The organism is Noviherbaspirillum sp. (genome assembly GCF_035627455.1).
GTDB lineage: Bacteria > Pseudomonadota > Gammaproteobacteria > Burkholderiales > Burkholderiaceae_D > Noviherbaspirillum.
In genome coordinates this window covers 1-17,189 of record NZ_DASPLS010000038.1, presented here as the reverse complement: position 1 = coordinate 17,189, position 17,189 = coordinate 1, and the positions used below count along the sequence as shown (strand labels likewise).

The window sequence follows — 17,189 nt, the reverse complement described above, 5'->3', positions numbered from 1 at the left end:
CAGCCGATTACGCTGCTCCTCGTCCGCAATGCGCCAGATATACGCCGCGAAATCCGGATCCTCGCCGCGCAGCAGCTGCGGCAGCAGATAGTAGAAATCCTCGCGCTGGCACCATTCCCGCATGTAGTCGTCCCAGGAGCGCCAGCGGCGCAGCGCGACCCCTTTCAGGTCAGGCTCATAGGAAACGATGTAGGCGCGCTCGAACAGCGCGATCAGCATCTCGAAGATGATCAGCATGCGCTCGCGCTGCTCTTCGGTGAGGTCGGGTGTCTTGGTGTTGGTGCGCAGCTTGAGGTCGGGGTTGGCCAGCACGATTTTCAGGAAATCGTGGTAAGCGTTCTGCAGCAGCTGGTAAGCCTCTTCGTCCTCGTTGTCGCGTTCCTTGCGCTGTTCGAACAGGAACAGGAAGATCGCGAACGGCAAGCCGAACACGGTGACGATGAAGCTGGTGGTTTCCCAGAAATCGGGGTCGAGCAGGAATTCCATGGGGGCCTCCGGATGGTCAGCCTATCCTACCCTTGTTTACCAAAATCATCATGCGTTACGGCAAGCGGCCACACGGCGAGTGGTGCGCCGGCGACGGCGCTCCAACGGGCGGTCAAGCCCTCAGGTCTGGTGCCAAGGCAGCCACGCTGGCATCGGCAAGCAGTTGCGCCCAGGCGGCGCAGCCGGCAGCGGAAGGATGGTAACCGTCGGACGCCATCATGCCTGGATCGGCGGTGTCGAACAGCAGCGGCACGTGGCAGGTGCGGGCAATGGAGCCGGCAAGTTCGCGCGCGGCAAGGTCGAGCACGCCAGCCTTGAGGCCCATCACCCAGCGCAGCGGCTGGGGCAAGGCCGGAAAACGCGCCATCGGCGGCACGCCGGACAACACGATCAGGTGCGGCCGGCAGCGGGCGTCAAGCGCCTGCAACAGCGCGTGCAAGTCGCGCCGCCAATGCGAGACCGGACGAAAGGCGGTGGTGTCATTGACGCCGAAGGCGACCAGTGCGAGATCGACCGGCGCCGCCGGCACTTGCGGCAGCAGCAGTTCCAGTGCCTCCCGTGCGGTTACGCCATTCCTGCCACAGGCGCGCCAGCGGACCGGACGCGCCGTGCGCTCCGCCAGCGCCCGCGCGAACTGGCCGGTGATCGCCTCTTCATGCGTGGCAACGCCGACGCCGGCCACCGGAGATTCGCCGACTGCCAGCAGCGACAGCGGCGCACCCGGGTGCGCGCGCCCGGCAGTGCCCTCGAACGGCCCGCCGGCTTCCGGCAGGCGCGGCGTCACCCGGCGCGTGTATTTTCCCTGCGCGACCAGAAACGGCAGCATCGGCAACGCGACGAGTTCCGGCAGATAGCGGCGCATTTACTGTCCCGGTTATGGCGTCCTGTCTTGTCAGCGCAACTGCATATGCTCGATCTTGATGCACTTGTCCATCACGACGGCGAGCCCGGCGCAGGATGCCCGCGCCGCCGCCTGCGCATCGATCACGCCCAGCTGCAGCCACACGCAACGCGCGCCGATCGCAATCGCGTCGTCGACCGCCGCTCCGACCTCTTCCGCCCTGCGGAAGCAGTTGACGATGTCGATGCCGGCCCCCTCCTTCTGCAGTGCTGCAGCGGCATCGGCCAATGTTGCGTGGCAATGCTCGCCAAGAATCCGGCTGCCCGCATACGCCGGGTTCACTGCAAGGATACGATAGCCGTGCCGCTGCAGGTATTGCGCGACTTCATGACTTGGACGATCGGGCCGGGCGGAAAGGCCGACAACCGCGATGCTGCGGCTTTCCTGAAGGATGCGCCAGATCGTTTGCTGTTCCTGGTCCATGTCGACAATGGGATGGGTTTGAAGGTGCAAATAAAAAAGGCAGCCGAAGCTGCCTTTTCATTGTACTGCCAACATCGCTTAACGCTTCTTGCGCAGCTTTTCGATTGCTGCCAATTGCGCAACGGCGGCGGCCAGTTCGGCCTGTGCCTTTGCGTAATCGATTTCCGACTCGCGATTGGCCAGCGCTTCTTCCGCCAGCTTCTTCGCTTCAGCCGCCTTCGCCTCGTCCAGGTCGTGACCGCGGATTGCGGTATCGGCCAGCACGGTGACGCCGTTCGGTTGCACTTCGAGAATGCCGCCCGCGACGAAGACAAACTCCTCGTCCGCCCGGCCCGGCACCTTGATGCGCACCGCACCCGGCCTGATGCGCGTGATCAGCGGCGTGTGCTGGGGATAGATGCCCAGCTCGCCCGCTTCACCCGGCAACGCGACGAATTCGGCCTCGCCGGCGAAGATTTCCTCTTCGGCGGAGACGACGTCTACGTGGATAGTGTGTGCCATGTTAGAACCTTTGTTGTTCGTCTGAAGATCAGACGGTTATCCCCCTCCCCGTTGCCGGGGAGGGGTCACACCATTACTGAAGCTTCTTGGCCTTCTCGATTGCTTCTTCGATCGTGCCGACCATGTAGAACGCCTGCTCCGGCAGGTGGTCCAGTTCGCCGGAAGCGATCATCTTGAAGCCCTTGATCGTATCCTTCAGCGAAACGTACTTGCCCGGCGAACCGGTGAACACTTCGGCGACGTGGAACGGCTGCGACAGGAAACGCTGCATCTTACGTGCGCGTGCCACGACCAGCTTGTCTTCCGGCGCCAGTTCGTCCATGCCCAGAATCGCGATGATGTCGCGCAGTTCCTTGTAGCGCTGCAGCGTGCCCTGCACCGCGCGTGCGGTCTCGTAGTGCTCGGCGCCGACCACGTTCGGATCGAGCTGACGCGAGGTCGAATCGAGCGGATCCACCGCGGGGTAGATACCCAGTGCGGCGATGTCGCGCGACAACACGACGGTGGAGTCGAGGTGGGCGAAGGTGGTTGCCGGGGACGGGTCGGTTAAGTCATCCGCAGGGACGTACACGGCCTGAATCGAGGTGATCGAACCGGTCTTGGTCGAGGTGATGCGCTCTTGCAGACGGCCCATTTCTTCGGCCAGCGTCGGCTGGTAACCCACCGCGGAAGGCATACGGCCCAGCAGCGCGGACACTTCGGTACCGGCCAGCGTGTAACGGTAGATGTTGTCCACGAAGAACAGAACGTCACGGCCTTCGTCACGGAAGGATTCCGCAATGGTCAGACCGGTCAGCGCCACGCGCAGACGGTTGCCCGGCGGCTCGTTCATCTGGCCGTACACCATCGACACCTTCGAGTTGGCCAGGTTGTCCAGGTCCACGACCTTGGAGTCCGCCATTTCGTGGTAGAAGTCGTTACCTTCACGGGTACGCTCACCGACGCCGGCGAACACGGACAGACCGGAGTGCGCCTTCGCGATGTTGTTGATCAGTTCCATCATGTTCACGGTCTTGCCCACGCCTGCACCGCCGAACAGACCGACCTTACCGCCCTTCGCGAACGGGCACACCAGGTCAATCACCTTGATGCCGGTTTCCAGCAGTTCCTGCGACGGGGACAGCTCGTCGTATTCCGGAGCCTTGCGGTGGATCGATGCGGTCTGGGTTGCATTGACCGGACCACGTTCGTCGATCGGATTGCCCAGCACGTCCATGATGCGGCCGAGCGTTGCCGGACCGACCGGCACGGAGATCGGTGCGCCGGTGTTCTTGATGACCATGCCGCGACGCAGACCGTCGGAGGAGCCCAGCGCAATGGTACGGACGATGCCGTCGCCAAGCTGCTGCTGCACTTCCAGGGTCAGCGCGGAGCCTTCCATCTTCAGAGCATCGTAAATCTTGGGCATTGCATCGCGGGGAAATTCCACGTCCACCACGGCGCCGATACACTGAACGATTTTGCCTTCAGCCATTTTCGTTCCTTCAATATAAGTAGATTCTTTTTAGTTAAACCGCAGCCGCACCGGCGACGATCTCGGACAGTTCCTTGGTAATCGCGGCCTGGCGAGTCTTGTTGTACACAAGCTTCAACTCGCCGATCACGTTACCCGCATTGTCGGAAGCAGCCTTCATCGCCACCATCCGCGCCGACTGTTCGGAAGCCATGTTCTCGGCAACCGCCTGGTAAATCAGCGCTTCGACATAGCGCACCAGCAGTTCGTCGATCACCGACTGTGCATCGGGCTCGTAGATGTAATCCCACGAGTGCGCGGACTTGTCCGCTTCCATGCGCTCCGCCGACAGCGGCAGCAACTGGTCCATCACCGGTTCCTGCTTCATCGTGTTGATGAACTTGGTGTAGAACAGGTAGACCGCATCGAGCTGGCCTTCCTGGTAGGCGTCGAGCAGCACCTTGACCGGGCCGATCAGCTTTTCCAGGTGCGGCGTGTCGCCCAGGCCGATGGCTTGCGCCACGACCTTGCCGCCGATGCGGTTCAGGAAACCGAGACCCTTGTTGCCGATTGCGACTGCTTCAACCTTTGTGCCCTGTCCTTCGAGTTCGCGCACCTTGTTGGTCACCTGGCGCAGCACGTTGGTGTTCATGCCGCCACACAGACCCTTGTCGGTCGTGACGACGATGATGCCCACCTTCTTCGCGCTGTCCTGCTTGACCAGGAACGGGTGCGTGTACTCCGGATTGGCCTGCGCCAAGTGAGCGGCGATATTCCGAATCTTGTCACTGTAGGGACGGGCATGCCGCATCCGGTCCTGCGCCTTGCGCATCTTGGATGCGGCGACCATTTCCATCGCCTTGGTGATCTTCTTCGTGTTCTCTACGCTCTTGATCTTGCCGCGTATCTCTTTACCTGCAGCCATGAGTAATTACTCCTTAAGCCCCGGTAATCAGAAGGTTTTCTTGAAGGCGGCAATCGCGGCGGCAAGTTCGGCTTCGCCGTCCTTGTCGAGTTGCTTGGTGTCTTCAATCTTCTGCAGCAGGGCGCCGTAGCTGGTCTTCATGAAGTTGTGCAGGCCGGATTCGAATGCCAGCACTTTCTTCACGTCGATGTCGTCGAAGTAGCCCTTGTTCACCGCGAACAGCGACACGGCCATCAGCGAGATCGGCAGCGGCGAGTATTGCGGCTGCTTCAGCAGTTCGGTCACGCGTGCGCCTCGGTCGAGCTGCTTGCGGGTGGCTTCGTCGAGGTCGGATGCGAACTGCGCGAACGCGGCCAGTTCACGGTACTGCGCCAGGTCGGTACGGATACCGCCAGACAGGCCCTTGATGACCTTGGTTTGCGCTGCGCCACCGACGCGGGACACCGAGATACCGGCGTTGATCGCGGGACGGATACCGGCGTTGAACAGCGAGGTCTCGAGGAAGATCTGGCCGTCGGTAATCGAAATCACGTTGGTCGGAACGAACGCGGACACGTCGCCGGCCTGGGTTTCAATGATCGGCAGTGCGGTCAGCGAACCGGTCTTGCCCTTCACTTCACCGTTGGTGAACGCTTCGACGTAGTCGGGGTTCACGCGCGCGGCGCGCTCGAGCAGGCGGGAGTGCAGGTAGAACACGTCGCCCGGGTAGGCTTCGCGGCCCGGCGGACGGCGCAGCAGCAGGGAAACCTGACGGTATGCGACTGCCTGCTTGGACAGATCGTCATAAATGATCAGTGCGTCCTGGCCGCGGTCGCGGAAGTATTCGCCCATCGCGCAGCCGGAGTAGGCGGCGACGTACTGCATCGCGGCGGATTCGGATGCGTTGGCGGCGACGACGATGGTGTACTCCATCGCGCCGTGCTGCTCGAGAGCGCGCACGATGTTCTTGACCGTGGAAGCCTTCTGGCCGATCGCGACGTAGATACACGTCATGTCCTGGCCCTTCTGGTTAATGATGGCATCAACTGCGACGGCGGACTTGCCGGTCTGACGGTCGCCGATGATCAGCTCGCGCTGGCCGCGGCCGATCGGCACCATCGAATCGATCGCCTTCAGGCCGGTTTGCATCGGCTGCGACACGGACTGACGTGCGATAACGCCGGGGGCGATCTTTTCGATCGGGGCGGTCAGCTTGGTGTTGACCGGGCCCTTGCCGTCGATCGGCTGGCCCAGCGCGTTGACCACGCGGCCCTTCAGTTCCGGACCGATCGGCACTTCCAGGATGCGGCCGGTGCACTTGACGGTGTCGCCTTCGGAAATGTGCTCGTACTCGCCCAGGATAACGGCGCCGACGGAATCGCGCTCGAGGTTCAGCGCCAGACCGAAAGTGTTGCCAGGGAATTCCAGCATCTCGCCTTGCATCGCGTCGGAGAGACCGTGGATGCGGCAGATACCGTCGGTCACGGAGATCACCGTGCCTTGATTGCGAATCTCAGCGGTGTCGCCAAGGCCTTGAATCCGGCTCTTGATCAGTTCGCTGATTTCAGACGGGTTGAGTTGCATGTTAACTCCTAAATTTTTTAATCTCTGCTTACGCTAGCGAAAGCAAGGCCGCAGTTACGATGCGAGGGAGACGTACATGTTCTGCAGCTTTGCGCGTACCGAAGTGTCAAGCACTTCGTCGCCCACTGCCACGCGTACGCCGCCGATCAGCGAACTGTCCACCTTCACGGTCGGATTGAGCTTGCGGCCGAATTTCTTTTCCAGCGTCGCCACCAGGTCTTTCACTTGAGCGTCGGTCAACTCGAACGCGCTCGTGATCTCCGCGTCAGCGGCGCCTTCGGCTGCATTTTTCAATGCATGGAACTGCGCGCCGATTTCCGGCAGCAGGCTCAGGCGGCCGTTTTCGACCAGCATCCCGACGAAGTTTTTCGCTTCGGGGGAGACATTGGACTTCAACAGCGACAAGAACGTTTCGGAAACCTGCTTGTCCGAGAGCTTCGGATTGCTGGCGAAAGACTTGACGTCGGGGAGAGCGGCAACAGCCGCCATTTCCGACACGAGGTCGGACCAGGCGGCGATATTGCCGGACTTGGCTACACGGAACAGTGCTTCAGCGTAAGGACGAGCAATCGTTGCGAGTTCGGCCATGATTACAGCTCGGTCTTGAGTTGGTTCAGCAGGTCGGCGTGCGCCGCTGCATTCACCTCACGCTTCAGAATCTGCTCGGCGCCCTTGACCGCGAGAGTCGCGACCTGGACACGCAGTTCGTCGCGTGCACGAGTTACTTGCTGTTCTGCATCGGCCTTGGCGGCGGCAATAATGCGCGCCGCTTCTTCGGATGCAGCTTTCTTGGCTTCGTCGATGATCGATTGTGCGCGCTTTTCCGCGTCAATGATGCGCTTCTGGCCTTCGTCGCGGGCGGAAGCCAGTTCGGCCTGCGCGCGCTTTTCGGCGGCGGCCATCTCTGCCTTGCCCCGGTCGGCGGCAGCCAGGCCGTTCGCGATCTTCTCGGCACGCTCGTCGAGCGCCTTCATCAGCGGCGGCCACACGAATTTCATCGTGAACCACGCGAGGATGAAGAAGACCACGAACTGCGCAAACAAGGTTGCATTTAAGTTCACGGTGTTTTCCTTCTCAGAATAACGAGAGCCGAACCGCTTGGTCCGGCTGTTGGAAAATCAGCGATAGGCTGATTACTTCGCGATGAACGGATTTGCGAAAGCAAACAGCATCGCGATACCAACACCGATCAGGAATGCAGCGTCGATCAGACCGGCCAGCAGGAACATCTTGGTCTGGAGGGTGTTCATGAGTTCAGGCTGACGTGCCGATGCTTCGAGGTACTTGCCGCCCATGATGGCGATACCGATACATGCACCGATAGCACCCAGGCCGATGATCAAGCCGCAAGCCAAAGCAACAAAAGAGATGTCAGTCATGAGAGTTCCTTCAAAAGGTTAAGGTTGAAAACAAAAACTAAAAACAAACTTCGTTACGTGGAGCAATTCTTTAGTGTGCTTCGTGCGCCTGGCCGATATACACCAGCGTCAGCATCATGAAGATGAAGGCCTGCAGGAACACGATCAGGATGTGGAAGATCGCCCACATCGAGCCCGCGATCACGTGGCCGATGAAGCCGAACGCGGTCGCCATCGAACCGAGCAGCGCGATCAGCAGGAACAGCAGTTCGCCGGCGTACATGTTGCCGAAGAGTCGCATGCCGAGGGAGATGGTGCGGGCCAGGTATTCGATCAGGTTCAGCAGCACGTTGAACGGCGCCATCCAGATGCCGAACGGTGCGGCGAGCCACTCGTGCAGCCAGCCGCCGACGCCCTTGATCTTCAGGTTGTAGTAGATGACGACGGCCAGCACGCCGAGCGACATGCCGAGGGTGCCGTTCAGGTCGGCGGTCGGCACCACGCGGTGGTAGGGGATGACGTTTTCGAGGCCGAGCAGCGAGAACAGCGCGGCGAACATGTCGACCGGCAGGAAGTCCAGCGAATTCATCAGCGCCACCCAGACGAACACGGTCAGCGCCAGCGGAGCGATGAAGCGGCGGTCGCCGTGGACGATGGACTTGGACTGGTCTTCGACCATTTCGACGACCATTTCGACGAAGGCCTGGAAGCGGCCCGGGACGCCGGAAGTTGCCTTGCGCGCGGCCAGCCACATGATGAAGCAGCCGAGCACGCCCATCGCGACGGACCAGAACACCGTGTCCATGTTGATGATCGTGAAGTCGACGATCTTGTCCTGGTGATGGGTGGAGAAATGTCCGAGGTGGTGGACTATGTATTCTGATGCGGTCGGAGCGTGTCCAGTCGATGCCATGTCAGTGCCTAAATATTAAGATGATGTAACTTTTCAGCGCCACGATGAAAGCGGCGATCAGCGCCAGCCAGTTCAAATCGCGGTACAGCCATGCCACCGTGCCGAGCAGCCCGATGGTTAACGCAATCTTGATAAATTCGCCGATGAAAAAAGTCATCGGGTTGACAGCCCCCGGCTTGCGCGCGTTGATAAACAAGCGCAGCGCAAACAAGCCGTTCGGCACGACACAGCATAATCCGCCCAGAAGCGCCGACAACAGCGCGTGCCATCCTCCGATCAGGCCGGCAATCAGTCCGGTAATGACCGTAGTCAAAAACTGCAGGAGGACGACGCGTAGCATTGTTGGTCCGGATTGGTGCAATCCCAGGGGCCTTGTGCTCCTTCAGGAACCTGCTTCGGGCCGCGGTGTTTCTTCGTGGTGCGTCTTGTGAAACCACGGGATTATAAGTGTTTTCCACAGGCACAGTCAAACCTTTGGCCGAGCCCATTCCGGGCAAAACACTACCGTAAAACTACGGTAGTCGGCATTACGATGAAGAAAAATTTCCGCATGCTTTGCAAGGCCTTTCACCGTCCTCGAGGAAAGTGTAGACGCGGTGCCGGCACGTTCCAATTACGCGGGAGGTAAGCGCGAAGCTGCGCGAATGCCCGTTCAGCCAGTCAGTTCCACAAGCCAGTCGCGTCCCTGACGCCAGTCATCAAGGCCGCTGGCGGCGTTGATATGTCCGCGCGCACCAAGATGGTGAAATGCAGCGTTCCAGGCGGCCGCCCAGGCCTGGGCAGTGCCGAGTGCGCACCAGGGATCGTCAGACGATGCAACCACGATCGCCTTGAACGGCAGCGGTGTGCGCGGCATCGGCGCGAAGCCGCGTACGAAGGCGGGGAAATCGGCTCGCTCGACATCGGGCGGCGCAACCAGCAGCGCGCCTTTCACTTTCTTTGCATGCGGTGCGGCCGCGTGCTGCTGCACCCACCATGCGGTCGTCGCGCAGCCGAGGCTGTGCGCGGCAAGGACCACCGGGCCGTCGGCCGCGGCGACCGCAGCGTCGAGCGCGGCCACCCAGTCCTGCCGTTCGGGCGCGTCCCAGTCGCGCTGCTGCACGCGGCGCGCATTGGGCAGCATCCGCTCCCAGATTGTCTGCCAGTGCCCTTCTCCGGAATTGAACAGGCCGGGCAGGATCAGGACGGTCGCGCTCATGCACGCAGCTTGGCGATCAGGTCATCGAGCGCGTCGAGGTCGGCGAAGTCGATGATGAGCTGGCCCTTGTTCTTGGCGCCGACCTTGATCACCACCTGCGTGGCCAGCGCATCCGACAATTCCTCTTCGAGGCGCGCCAGGTCGCGCGACTTTTCCTTGCCCGAGCGCGACTTCGCGCCAGCCTGCTCGGTGGTGGTCTTCACCACGAGCTTTTCCGCTTCGCGCACCGACATGCGTTTGGCGACGATCTGGTTGGCGAGCGTGATCTGCGTGGCGGAGTCGACCGCGAGCAGCGCGCGCGCGTGGCCCATGTCGATGTCGCCGGCCATCAGCATGGTCTGTACCGGTTTGGCGAGGTTGAGCAGGCGCAGCAGGTTGGAAACCGCACTGCGCGAACGGCCGACCGCGCCGGCCGCCTGCTCGTGCGTGAAGTTGAAATCGGTGATCAGGCGGTGGATGCCCTGCGCTTCTTCCAGCGGATTGAGGTCTTCGCGCTGGATGTTTTCGATCAGCGCCATCGCGGCCGCGGCCTGGTCGTCGACATCCTTTACCAGCACCGGCACTTCCGTGAGGCCGGCGAGCTGCGCGGCGCGGAAGCGCCGTTCGCCGGCGATGATTTCAAAACGGCCGTTACCGTTGACCGGGCGCACCAGGATCGGCTGCATCAGGCCCTGCGCCTTGATCGACGCGGCAAGTTCCTGCAGCGCGCCTTCATCCATGCGCGTGCGCGGCTGGTATTTGCCGGCCTGCATCTGCGTCACGCTCAGCGTCGACGGTGCGCCGGGGACGGTGGGAACCGCTTCTTCGATGTCGGTGGAGCCGCCGAGCAATGCGTCGAGGCCGCGGCCGAGTCCCTTGGATTTCTTGAGTGCCATGGTTCAGCCTCACATTGTTTTGATGCGTTCGACCATCTCGGCGCCGAACGCGACGTACGCCTGCGCACCCTTGGACGCGGGATCGAAAGTAACGCCGGGCATGCCGTAGGAAGGCGCTTCCGCCAGCCGCACGTTGCGCGGAATGATGGTCTTGAACACCTTGTCGCCGAAGTGCTGCTCGAGCTGCGCCGACACTTGCTGCGACAAAGTCATGCGCGGGTCGAACATCACGCGTAGCAGGCCGATGATCTTGAGGTCGGTGTTGAGCTTGCCATGGACTTTCTTGATGGTATTTACCAGGTCCGACAAGCCTTCCAGAGCATAGTATTCGCACTGCATCGGGATGATCACGCCGTGCGCCGCGCACAGTCCGTTAAGGGTGAGCATGGACAGCGCGGGCGGGCAATCGATCAACACAAAATCGTATTCGGCCGAGACCGCCTCGATCGCATCCTTCAGGCGCTTTTCGCGATTCTCCAGTTCCACCATCTCCACTTCGGCCCCGGCAAGTTCGCGGTTGGCCGGCACCACGTCGAAGCCGCCGGTCTCCGACGTCTTGCGCGCTGTCTTGATATCGGCCAGGCCGAGCAGCACTTCATAGACAGAGGATTCCAGTTGCGCCTTGTTGATGCCGGCGCCCATCGTTGCATTGCCCTGCGGGTCGAGGTCGACCAGCAGCACCCGCTGATCGATTTTGGCGAGACCTGCTGCGAGGTTGACTGCCGTTGTTGTTTTACCGACGCCGCCCTTTTGGTTGGCAACGCAGAATATTTTGGCCATGTTGTTTTAGTGGGTGGTGAGTTTGATGCCGAAGCCGATCAGGAACATGCCTGCCATCTTCGACGCATACGCGGCGATGCGCCGGTTGCGGGCGAGGCGGCGCGCGGCGGCGTTGCCGGCGAAGACCAGCAGGCTGCCGTAGAACAGGGTGCAAATGGAAATCACGGAACCCATTGCGACGAAGGTCAGGACGCCTTGGTGCGTCGCGGGGTCGATGAAGAGCGGAAAGAAGGCCATGTAGAACACGATGGCTTTCGGGTTGATCAGGGTGACGAGGAAGCCGCGACGAAAGTCGGCAGCGTTCGTGAATGGCACCGCGGCGGCGCCCTCCCCGTCCCGCGCGACCAGCAGGCGCACACCGAGATACGCGAGGTAGGCGGCGCCGGCATATTGCAGCGCGTTGAACAGCATCGGGTTCGCTTGCAACAGCGCGGCGACGCCGATCGCCGCAAGGAACATCAATGCGGCGTCGCCTAGCATCAGTCCGAGCAACGACGCAAAGCCGCCACGCAACCCGCGCTGCGCGCTGCAGGTAAGGACGCAGAAGGTGCCTGGGCCGGGCAGCATGAGGAACACCATCGTCGCAGCGACGAGTTGCCAGATGTCGGTGATGCCGATGGAATGGAACAGCGCACTCATGCTTGTTCTCCCGCTGCGATGAAGACGAGGTGGCGCTCGGCGTCGAGCCCGGGCACGGTCAGTGATTCTACCTTCAACACTTTCCATCCGGCAGGCAGCCGGGCAATTTCGTGGGTAGGCATCACCCCTTTGAGCGCAATGAAGTGCCCGCCAGGTTCCAGCAGATGGGACGACCACGTGACGAAGTCGTTGAGTTCGGCGAAGGCGCGCGAGGTGATCACGTCGAATTTCTGCCGCACCTGCAACTGCTCGACCCGGCCGGTGTGGACCGTCACGTTAGTCAGCGCCAGTTCCGCTTTCACCTGTGTAAGAAAGGCAGTCTTCTTGTGCACGGTGTCGATCAGCGACACGCGCGTTGCGGGGCAGGCGATGGCCAGTACGATGCCGGGCAGGCCGCCGCCGGCGCCGACATCAAGGACATGACGCGCGCCGGCGAAGGCCGGCACGACCGCGAGGGAATCGAGCAAATGATGTGTGACCATCTGCGCCGGATCGCGCAAGGCGGTGAGGTTATACACGGCATTCCATTTTGACAACAATGCCAGGTAATCCATCAGCTTGCCGAGCCGGGTATCGTCCAGGTCGAGCTGCAGCCGGCGCGCGCCATCGGCGAGCGTGCGCATCAGAGAGTCGCGGGGAAAGATCATCGCCGGATCATCCTCAAGCCGCCGCGGAGGCAAAGTCCTTGAAGCCGCCCTTCTTCAGGTGTACCAGCAGCAGCGAGATCGCTGCCGGCGTGACGCCCGAGATCCGGGATGCCTGACCGAGGGTTTCCGGGCGGTGCTTATTCAACTTCTGGCGCACCTCGACCGACAAGCCGCGCACTTCCATATAGTCGATCTCCGGCGGCAGCTTGAGGTTTTCATAGTGATCGTGGCGCTCGACTTCACGCGCCTGCCGGTCGATATAACCGGCGTACTTCACCTGGATCTCGACTTGTTCCGCTACCGTGCTGTCCTCGACGCCGGGACCGGCGATATCCTGGCCATCCGCACCTTTCAGCGTCATCAGGTTGTCGTAGCTCACGTTTGGACGGCGCAGCAGATCAGTAAGCGCATACTCGCGCTCGATTGCCTTGCCGAGAACGCGCTGCGCTTCGGCTTCGGCGACGAGGCGCGGGTTTACCCAGGTCGACTTCAGCCGCTCGAGCTCACGCGCGACGGCTTCGCGTTTGCGCTCGAATACCTCCCACTGGGCGTCGCCAACGCAGCCGAGCCTGCGGCCGATATCGGTCAGGCGCATATCGGCATTGTCTTCACGCAGGCTGAGCCGGTATTCGGCACGGCTGGTGAACATGCGGTACGGTTCCTGCACGCCCTTGGTGATCAGGTCGTCAACCAGTACGCCGAGGTAGGCTTCATCGCGGCGCGGCGTCCATGCCTCCCTGCCCTGCGTAAACAAGGCGGCATTAATACCGGCCAGCAAGCCCTGCGCCGCGGCCTCTTCATAGCCGGTAGTGCCGTTGATCTGGCCGGCAAAGAACAAGCCCTGGATCGCCCGGGTTTCGAGCGAGGACTTCAGGCCGCGCGGATCGAAATAGTCATACTCGATCGCGTAGCCGGGACGCAGGATGTGCGCATTCTCCAGGCCGCGCATCGAGTGGACCAATTCCAGCTGCACGTCGAAAGGCAGGCTGGTTGAGATGCCGTTCGGATAAAACTCGTTCGTGGTCAGGCCTTCCGGTTCGAGGAAGATCTGGTGCGAGCTCTTGTCAGCGAAACGATGGATCTTGTCTTCAATGGACGGGCAGTAGCGCGGACCCACGCCTTCAATCACGCCGGTGTACATCGGACTGCGATCGAGGCCGCCGCGAATGATGTCGTGGGTACGTTGGTTGGTATGCGTAATCCAGCAAGGCAGCTGTTGCGGATGCATACTGGCCGAGCCCATCACCGAAAATACCGGGATCGGGTCGAGATCGCCGGGCTGCTCTTCCAGCACCGAAAAGTCGATGCTGCGGCCATCAATGCGCGGCGGGGTGCCAGTCTTCAGGCGCCCTTGCGGCAGCTTCAATTCCTTCAGCCTCGCGGACAGGGAAACGGCGGGAGGATCGCCCGCGCGCCCTGCGGCATAATTGTTCAGGCCAACGTGGATCTTCCCGTCGAGGAAGGTGCCGGCGGTCAGGACGACTGCGCGACCACGGAAGCGGATGCCGACCTGCGTCACGGCGCCGACGACCCGGTCGCCTTCGACCATCAAGTCATCCACTGCCTGCTGGAACAGCCACAGATTCGGCTGATTCTCGAGCCGTTCGCGGATCGCCTTCTTGTAAAGGATACGGTCCGCTTGGGCACGGGTCGCGCGCACCGCCGGCCCCTTCGATGAATTCAGGATACGGAACTGAATGCCGGCCTCGTCGGTGGCGATCGCCATCGCCCCGCCAAGCGCATCGACCTCCTTGACCAGGTGGCCTTTGCCGATGCCGCCAATCGAAGGATTGCAAGACATTTGCCCAAGGGTCTCGATATTGTGCGTCAACAGCAGGGTCTTCTGCCCCATACGTGCGGCAGCGAGCGCAGCTTCGGTGCCGGCATGACCGCCGCCAACGACGATGACATCAAATTCAGTAGGAAAAAGCATAGTTCGCCTCAAGGAGACGGTAGGAATGAGAGCGGCAGCGCGTGTTGCCGGAGGCGAGATTATAAGATGTTTTTCCGCCGACCCGTCCTTCTTGCGCAGGATTACTGCCAGCTTTGTTTCACGTGAAACAAAATCAGCCGCCGGCGCGGCCGAGCACAAAGCCCAGAATGAAGGATGAGCCACCAACGATCAGCCAGTAACCCCAATGCACCGCGGCAAGCGGAGCAAGGAAGGATGTCGATGCCGGCAGCGCCATCTCCGAGGCCGGATCGGATGCGTGGATGCCCCTGGACGATGACGGAGTGCGGCTCGCGTGGCGGGCTCGCACTTCAGCAGCGAGCGCATCGGCCAACAAGACGTGCTGCACGTCAAGCGCCTGCTCCGGCCTTGTTCCTGCACTTGGTTCCGGCCTCGAAGGCGGCAGCGTTGGTTCGAACGTGGGATCAGGGGAAGCTGGCTCCGGGCTGGCGTCAGTCGCTGCTCCTGACGCCGGGATTGCCACAGAGGCCGCATGCGCATCGAACATTTCCTCCGGGTCTTCTAGAATGATAGTGACTGGATCGAGCGCGTCCTGTTGCAGGAAGCGGTCGATGATCGTGCGCTCCAGCTCTTCCGGCGTCTGCCCTTCTACCGGGATGAATACCTCAAGCACCAGTTCCTTCAACAAGAGCTTGCGGAAGGCGCGTTCGAACCGCTCGTCATGTAACACCGGAAGCTTGGCCCGGATTTCTTGAAATGAAGAAACCCCGTCGACCATGATCAGCACCAGCCGCTCACTCTGCGTCAAGCCATGGCTTTTCTTATGGATTTCTTCGCGACCGGCCGCGGTACGCTGGAATATGGTGGCGGAATCGAACATAGGGGCAAGGATTTATGTTTCACGTGAAACACGCCGGACTTCAACCAACAGGTGTTGCCTGGCGCCATTACCTCCCATCCTATCCCTGCCCCCGCCCGGCCGCTATGGTGCAGGCGCAACAGAATCCCTGGAAAGTGTAAGCACTGGTTTCCAACTTGGTCGCCCCCGCACTTCTACCACTTGTCCGCCCGCTTGCTAGAATAGAAGCTTATTCCAAGGAGAGATGATGACCACGACCGCAGCCTTCGGCGCGTTCACTTTCAGCACCGTTCCACACATCGTGTCGGAACCAGGAGCAGCAAAGCGAATCGGCGCGCTTGTCTCACAGCATTTTCCCAACGCGCGACGCGCACTCGTCGTCACGGACGGCGGCTTCCTGAAGACCGGCCTGGTGGATGCCCCGATCGCCGGCCTGCGCGATGTCGGCCTCACCGTCAGCATCTTCTCGGATGTCGTTGCCGATCCGCCCGAACCCGTAGTCCTGCAGGCCGTCGAGGATGCGCGCAAGAATGAAATCGACCTCGTGATCGGCTTCGGTGGCGGCAGTTCAATGGATGTCGCCAAGCTGATCGCGGTCCTGGTGGATAGCGACCAGGACCTCAAGTCCATGTATGGCATCGGCAATGTGAAAGGCGCCCGCCTGCCCTTGGTACAGGTGCCGACGACAGCCGGCACCGGATCAGAAGTCACGCCGATTTCGATCGTGACCACCGGCGCGACGACCAAGATGGGGGTGGTATCGCCCCAGCTGTATGCCGATCTCGCGATCCTCGACGCGGAACTGACCGTCGGCCTGCCGCCCAAGGTAACCGCGGCAACCGGGATCGATGCGATGGTGCACGCGATTGAAGCCTACACCACGAAGGTGAAAAAGAACCCCTTGTCCGACATGCTCGCCCGCCAGGCATTAGCCTTGCTATCGAGCAACATCGTCGCCGCGTGCGAAGACGGCAAGAACCTCGCGGCACGTCAGGCAATGCTGCTTGGAGCGATGCTCGCCGGCCAATCGTTCGCCAACGCGCCGTGCGCCGCGGTACACGCCCTCGCCTACCCGATCGGTGGCATCTTCCATGTGCCGCACGGCTTGTCCAACTCGCTGGTTTTGCCGCATGTGCTGCGCTTCAATGCGCCGAATGCCGCCACCCTGTACGCGGAACTGGCGGAGATCGTGGCGCCGGGTGCCGCCGGCAGCGCCGAGGCGCGCACTCAGGCGCTGATCGACCGGATGGATGAGATCGCGCGGCGCACCGGGATCGAGACGCAGTTGCGCCAGGTCGGTGTCGTCGAAGCCGACCTCGACCGCCTCGCCGACGACGCGATGCTGCAGACCCGTCTGCTGACCAACAATCCGCGTGAAATCACGCGCGCCGATGCGCGCGCGATTTACGCCGCCGCGTTGTAACCCGGGCGCGGGAAATAAAAAACGGCAGCCGAGGCTGCCGTTTTTTATTGCAAGCTGCGTTGTCAGTGCGCCGCACTCGCTCCGGTTCTCTTGAACAGCGCGCCGATCTCGCCGACAATGCCGCGCCGGAATGCCAGCACGCAGACGATGAAGATGAAGCCGGTCACGATGGTCACCGACTCGCCGATCGAACGGAACCATTCGATGTTCGTCAGCACCGCCAGCCAGTTGCCGAGATCGCCCAGCTTGTTTTCCAGCGCAATGATCACGATCGCGCCAACGATCGGACCGGTCAACGTGCCAAGACCGCCGACCAGGGTCATCAGCACCACC

Annotated in this window: 20 protein-coding genes and 1 pseudogene; 1 reads left to right on the top strand and 20 read right to left on the bottom strand. The window is 61.6% G+C overall.

Annotated elements, in window-relative coordinates; genetic code table 11:
* The 19 genes from VEC01_RS07250 to VEC01_RS07160 form a co-directional block, all read right to left on the bottom strand.
* Nucleotides 1-486: hypothetical protein (locus VEC01_RS07250; RefSeq protein ID WP_324900135.1), on the bottom strand; the 486-nt coding region annotated here is incomplete at its 3' end.
* Between the two features lie 112 nt (nt 487-598).
* Entirely contained in the window at nt 599-1,348 is a 750-nt protein-coding gene (locus VEC01_RS07245) for an SGNH/GDSL hydrolase family protein (RefSeq protein ID WP_324900134.1), read from the bottom strand.
* 30 nt (nt 1,349-1,378) lie between these two features.
* Nucleotides 1,379-1,810, bottom strand: coding sequence for a CoA-binding protein (locus VEC01_RS07240; RefSeq protein WP_324900133.1), 432 nt, complete (start codon nt 1,808-1,810; stop codon nt 1,379-1,381).
* A 78-nt stretch (nt 1,811-1,888) separates the two neighbouring features.
* Nucleotides 1,889-2,311: a F0F1 ATP synthase subunit epsilon gene (locus tag VEC01_RS07235; protein ID WP_324900132.1), complete on the bottom strand. Its 423-nt coding sequence runs from the start codon at nt 2,309-2,311 to the stop codon at nt 1,889-1,891.
* 73 nt (nt 2,312-2,384) lie between these two features.
* A complete protein-coding gene (gene atpD, locus VEC01_RS07230) occupies nt 2,385-3,785 on the bottom strand; it encodes a F0F1 ATP synthase subunit beta (protein WP_324900131.1) in 1,401 nt (466 codons plus the stop codon).
* A 34-nt stretch (nt 3,786-3,819) separates the two neighbouring features.
* Nucleotides 3,820-4,689 carry a F0F1 ATP synthase subunit gamma gene (gene atpG, locus VEC01_RS07225; protein ID WP_324900130.1) on the bottom strand — a complete coding sequence of 290 codons (870 nt, stop codon included), beginning with the start codon at nt 4,687-4,689 and terminating at the stop codon, nt 3,820-3,822.
* 27 nt (nt 4,690-4,716) lie between these two features.
* A complete protein-coding gene (gene atpA, locus VEC01_RS07220) occupies nt 4,717-6,252 on the bottom strand; it encodes a F0F1 ATP synthase subunit alpha (RefSeq protein WP_324900129.1) in 1,536 nt (511 codons plus the stop codon).
* A gap of 54 nt (nt 6,253-6,306) precedes the next feature.
* Nucleotides 6,307-6,840, bottom strand: coding sequence for a F0F1 ATP synthase subunit delta (locus tag VEC01_RS07215; RefSeq protein ID WP_324900128.1), 534 nt, complete (start codon nt 6,838-6,840; stop codon nt 6,307-6,309).
* A 2-nt stretch (nt 6,841-6,842) separates the two neighbouring features.
* Entirely contained in the window at nt 6,843-7,313 is a 471-nt protein-coding gene (locus VEC01_RS07210; RefSeq protein WP_324900127.1) for a F0F1 ATP synthase subunit B, read from the bottom strand.
* Between the two features lie 72 nt (nt 7,314-7,385).
* Nucleotides 7,386-7,631 carry a F0F1 ATP synthase subunit C gene (atpE, locus tag VEC01_RS07205; protein WP_088710626.1) on the bottom strand — a complete coding sequence of 82 codons (246 nt, stop codon included), beginning with the start codon at nt 7,629-7,631 and terminating at the stop codon, nt 7,386-7,388.
* Nucleotides 7,632-7,701: 70 nt separating this feature from the next.
* The gene (gene atpB, locus VEC01_RS07200) at nt 7,702-8,523 is read right to left on the bottom strand and encodes a F0F1 ATP synthase subunit A (protein ID WP_324900126.1); all 822 of its coding nucleotides are present in this window, start codon (nt 8,521-8,523) and stop codon (nt 7,702-7,704) included.
* Between the two features lies 1 nt (nt 8,524).
* Nucleotides 8,525-8,863 carry an ATP synthase subunit I gene (locus VEC01_RS07195; protein WP_324900125.1) on the bottom strand — a complete coding sequence of 113 codons (339 nt, stop codon included), beginning with the start codon at nt 8,861-8,863 and terminating at the stop codon, nt 8,525-8,527.
* Nucleotides 8,864-9,175: 312 nt separating this feature from the next.
* Nucleotides 9,176-9,721: an alpha/beta hydrolase gene (locus tag VEC01_RS07190; protein WP_324900124.1), complete on the bottom strand. Its 546-nt coding sequence runs from the start codon at nt 9,719-9,721 to the stop codon at nt 9,176-9,178.
* The gene (locus tag VEC01_RS07185) at nt 9,718-10,596 is read right to left on the bottom strand and encodes a ParB/RepB/Spo0J family partition protein (RefSeq protein WP_324900123.1); all 879 of its coding nucleotides are present in this window, start codon (nt 10,594-10,596) and stop codon (nt 9,718-9,720) included. Before VEC01_RS07185 ends, VEC01_RS07190 begins: the two co-directional genes overlap by 4 nt.
* 9 nt (nt 10,597-10,605) lie before the next feature.
* Nucleotides 10,606-11,376, bottom strand: a complete 771-nt coding sequence (locus tag VEC01_RS07180) for a ParA family protein (protein ID WP_324900122.1) — start codon at nt 11,374-11,376, stop codon at nt 10,606-10,608.
* Nucleotides 11,377-11,382: 6 nt separating this feature from the next.
* Nucleotides 11,383-12,015, bottom strand: a complete 633-nt coding sequence (gene leuE / locus VEC01_RS07175) for a leucine efflux protein LeuE (RefSeq protein WP_324900121.1) — start codon at nt 12,013-12,015, stop codon at nt 11,383-11,385.
* Nucleotides 12,012-12,638 carry a 16S rRNA (guanine(527)-N(7))-methyltransferase RsmG gene (gene rsmG, locus VEC01_RS07170; protein ID WP_324900120.1) on the bottom strand — a complete coding sequence of 209 codons (627 nt, stop codon included), beginning with the start codon at nt 12,636-12,638 and terminating at the stop codon, nt 12,012-12,014. The genes leuE and rsmG overlap by 4 nt, the downstream gene beginning before the upstream one ends.
* 37 nt (nt 12,639-12,675) lie before the next feature.
* Nucleotides 12,676-14,595 (bottom strand): tRNA uridine-5-carboxymethylaminomethyl(34) synthesis enzyme MnmG, encoded by a 1,920-nt coding sequence (gene mnmG, locus VEC01_RS07165; RefSeq protein ID WP_324900119.1) that lies wholly within the window; start codon nt 14,593-14,595, stop codon nt 12,676-12,678.
* Between the two features lie 133 nt (nt 14,596-14,728).
* Entirely contained in the window at nt 14,729-15,454 is a 726-nt protein-coding gene (locus tag VEC01_RS07160; protein WP_324900118.1) for a hypothetical protein, read from the bottom strand.
* A gap of 226 nt (nt 15,455-15,680) precedes the next feature.
* On the opposite strand from VEC01_RS07160, the gene VEC01_RS07155 reads away from it, so the two are divergent.
* The gene (locus tag VEC01_RS07155) at nt 15,681-16,856 is read left to right on the top strand and encodes an iron-containing alcohol dehydrogenase (RefSeq protein ID WP_414691424.1); all 1,176 of its coding nucleotides are present in this window, start codon (nt 15,681-15,683) and stop codon (nt 16,854-16,856) included.
* Nucleotides 16,857-16,918: 62 nt separating this feature from the next.
* Here VEC01_RS07155 and VEC01_RS07150 read toward each other — a convergent pair.
* A pseudogene (locus tag VEC01_RS07150) lies at nt 16,919-17,189 on the bottom strand (branched-chain amino acid ABC transporter permease); the annotation flags it as partial.

Excerpts from the sequence above, each read along its gene's own strand:
- atpA (WP_324900129.1), bottom strand. The coding sequence starts at position 6,252 with ATGCAACTCAACCCGTCTGAAATCAGCGAACTGATCAAGAGCCGGATT.
- VEC01_RS07185 (WP_324900123.1), bottom strand. The coding sequence starts at position 10,596 with ATGGCACTCAAGAAATCCAAGGGACTCGGCCGCGGCCTCGACGCATTG.
- VEC01_RS07195 (WP_324900125.1), bottom strand. The coding sequence starts at position 8,863 with ATGCTACGCGTCGTCCTCCTGCAGTTTTTGACTACGGTCATTACCGGA.
- VEC01_RS07235 (WP_324900132.1), bottom strand. The coding sequence starts at position 2,311 with ATGGCACACACTATCCACGTAGACGTCGTCTCCGCCGAAGAGGAAATC.
- atpE (WP_088710626.1), bottom strand. The coding sequence starts at position 7,631 with ATGACTGACATCTCTTTTGTTGCTTTGGCTTGCGGCTTGATCATCGGC.
- VEC01_RS07190 (WP_324900124.1), bottom strand. The coding sequence starts at position 9,721 with ATGAGCGCGACCGTCCTGATCCTGCCCGGCCTGTTCAATTCCGGAGAA.
- VEC01_RS07240 (WP_324900133.1), bottom strand. The coding sequence starts at position 1,810 with ATGGACCAGGAACAGCAAACGATCTGGCGCATCCTTCAGGAAAGCCGC.
- VEC01_RS07160 (WP_324900118.1), bottom strand. The coding sequence starts at position 15,454 with ATGTTCGATTCCGCCACCATATTCCAGCGTACCGCGGCCGGTCGCGAA.
- leuE (WP_324900121.1), bottom strand. The coding sequence starts at position 12,015 with ATGAGTGCGCTGTTCCATTCCATCGGCATCACCGACATCTGGCAACTC.
- VEC01_RS07215 (WP_324900128.1), bottom strand. The coding sequence starts at position 6,840 with ATGGCCGAACTCGCAACGATTGCTCGTCCTTACGCTGAAGCACTGTTC.
- atpD (WP_324900131.1), bottom strand. The coding sequence starts at position 3,785 with ATGGCTGAAGGCAAAATCGTTCAGTGTATCGGCGCCGTGGTGGACGTG.
- VEC01_RS07155 (WP_414691424.1), top strand. The coding sequence starts at position 15,681 with ATGACCACGACCGCAGCCTTCGGCGCGTTCACTTTCAGCACCGTTCCA.
- VEC01_RS07180 (WP_324900122.1), bottom strand. The coding sequence starts at position 11,376 with ATGGCCAAAATATTCTGCGTTGCCAACCAAAAGGGCGGCGTCGGTAAA.
- atpB (WP_324900126.1), bottom strand. The coding sequence starts at position 8,523 with ATGGCATCGACTGGACACGCTCCGACCGCATCAGAATACATAGTCCAC.
- atpG (WP_324900130.1), bottom strand. The coding sequence starts at position 4,689 with ATGGCTGCAGGTAAAGAGATACGCGGCAAGATCAAGAGCGTAGAGAAC.
- VEC01_RS07245 (WP_324900134.1), bottom strand. The coding sequence starts at position 1,348 with ATGCGCCGCTATCTGCCGGAACTCGTCGCGTTGCCGATGCTGCCGTTT.
- mnmG (WP_324900119.1), bottom strand. The coding sequence starts at position 14,595 with ATGCTTTTTCCTACTGAATTTGATGTCATCGTCGTTGGCGGCGGTCAT.
- rsmG (WP_324900120.1), bottom strand. The coding sequence starts at position 12,638 with ATGCGCACGCTCGCCGATGGCGCGCGCCGGCTGCAGCTCGACCTGGAC.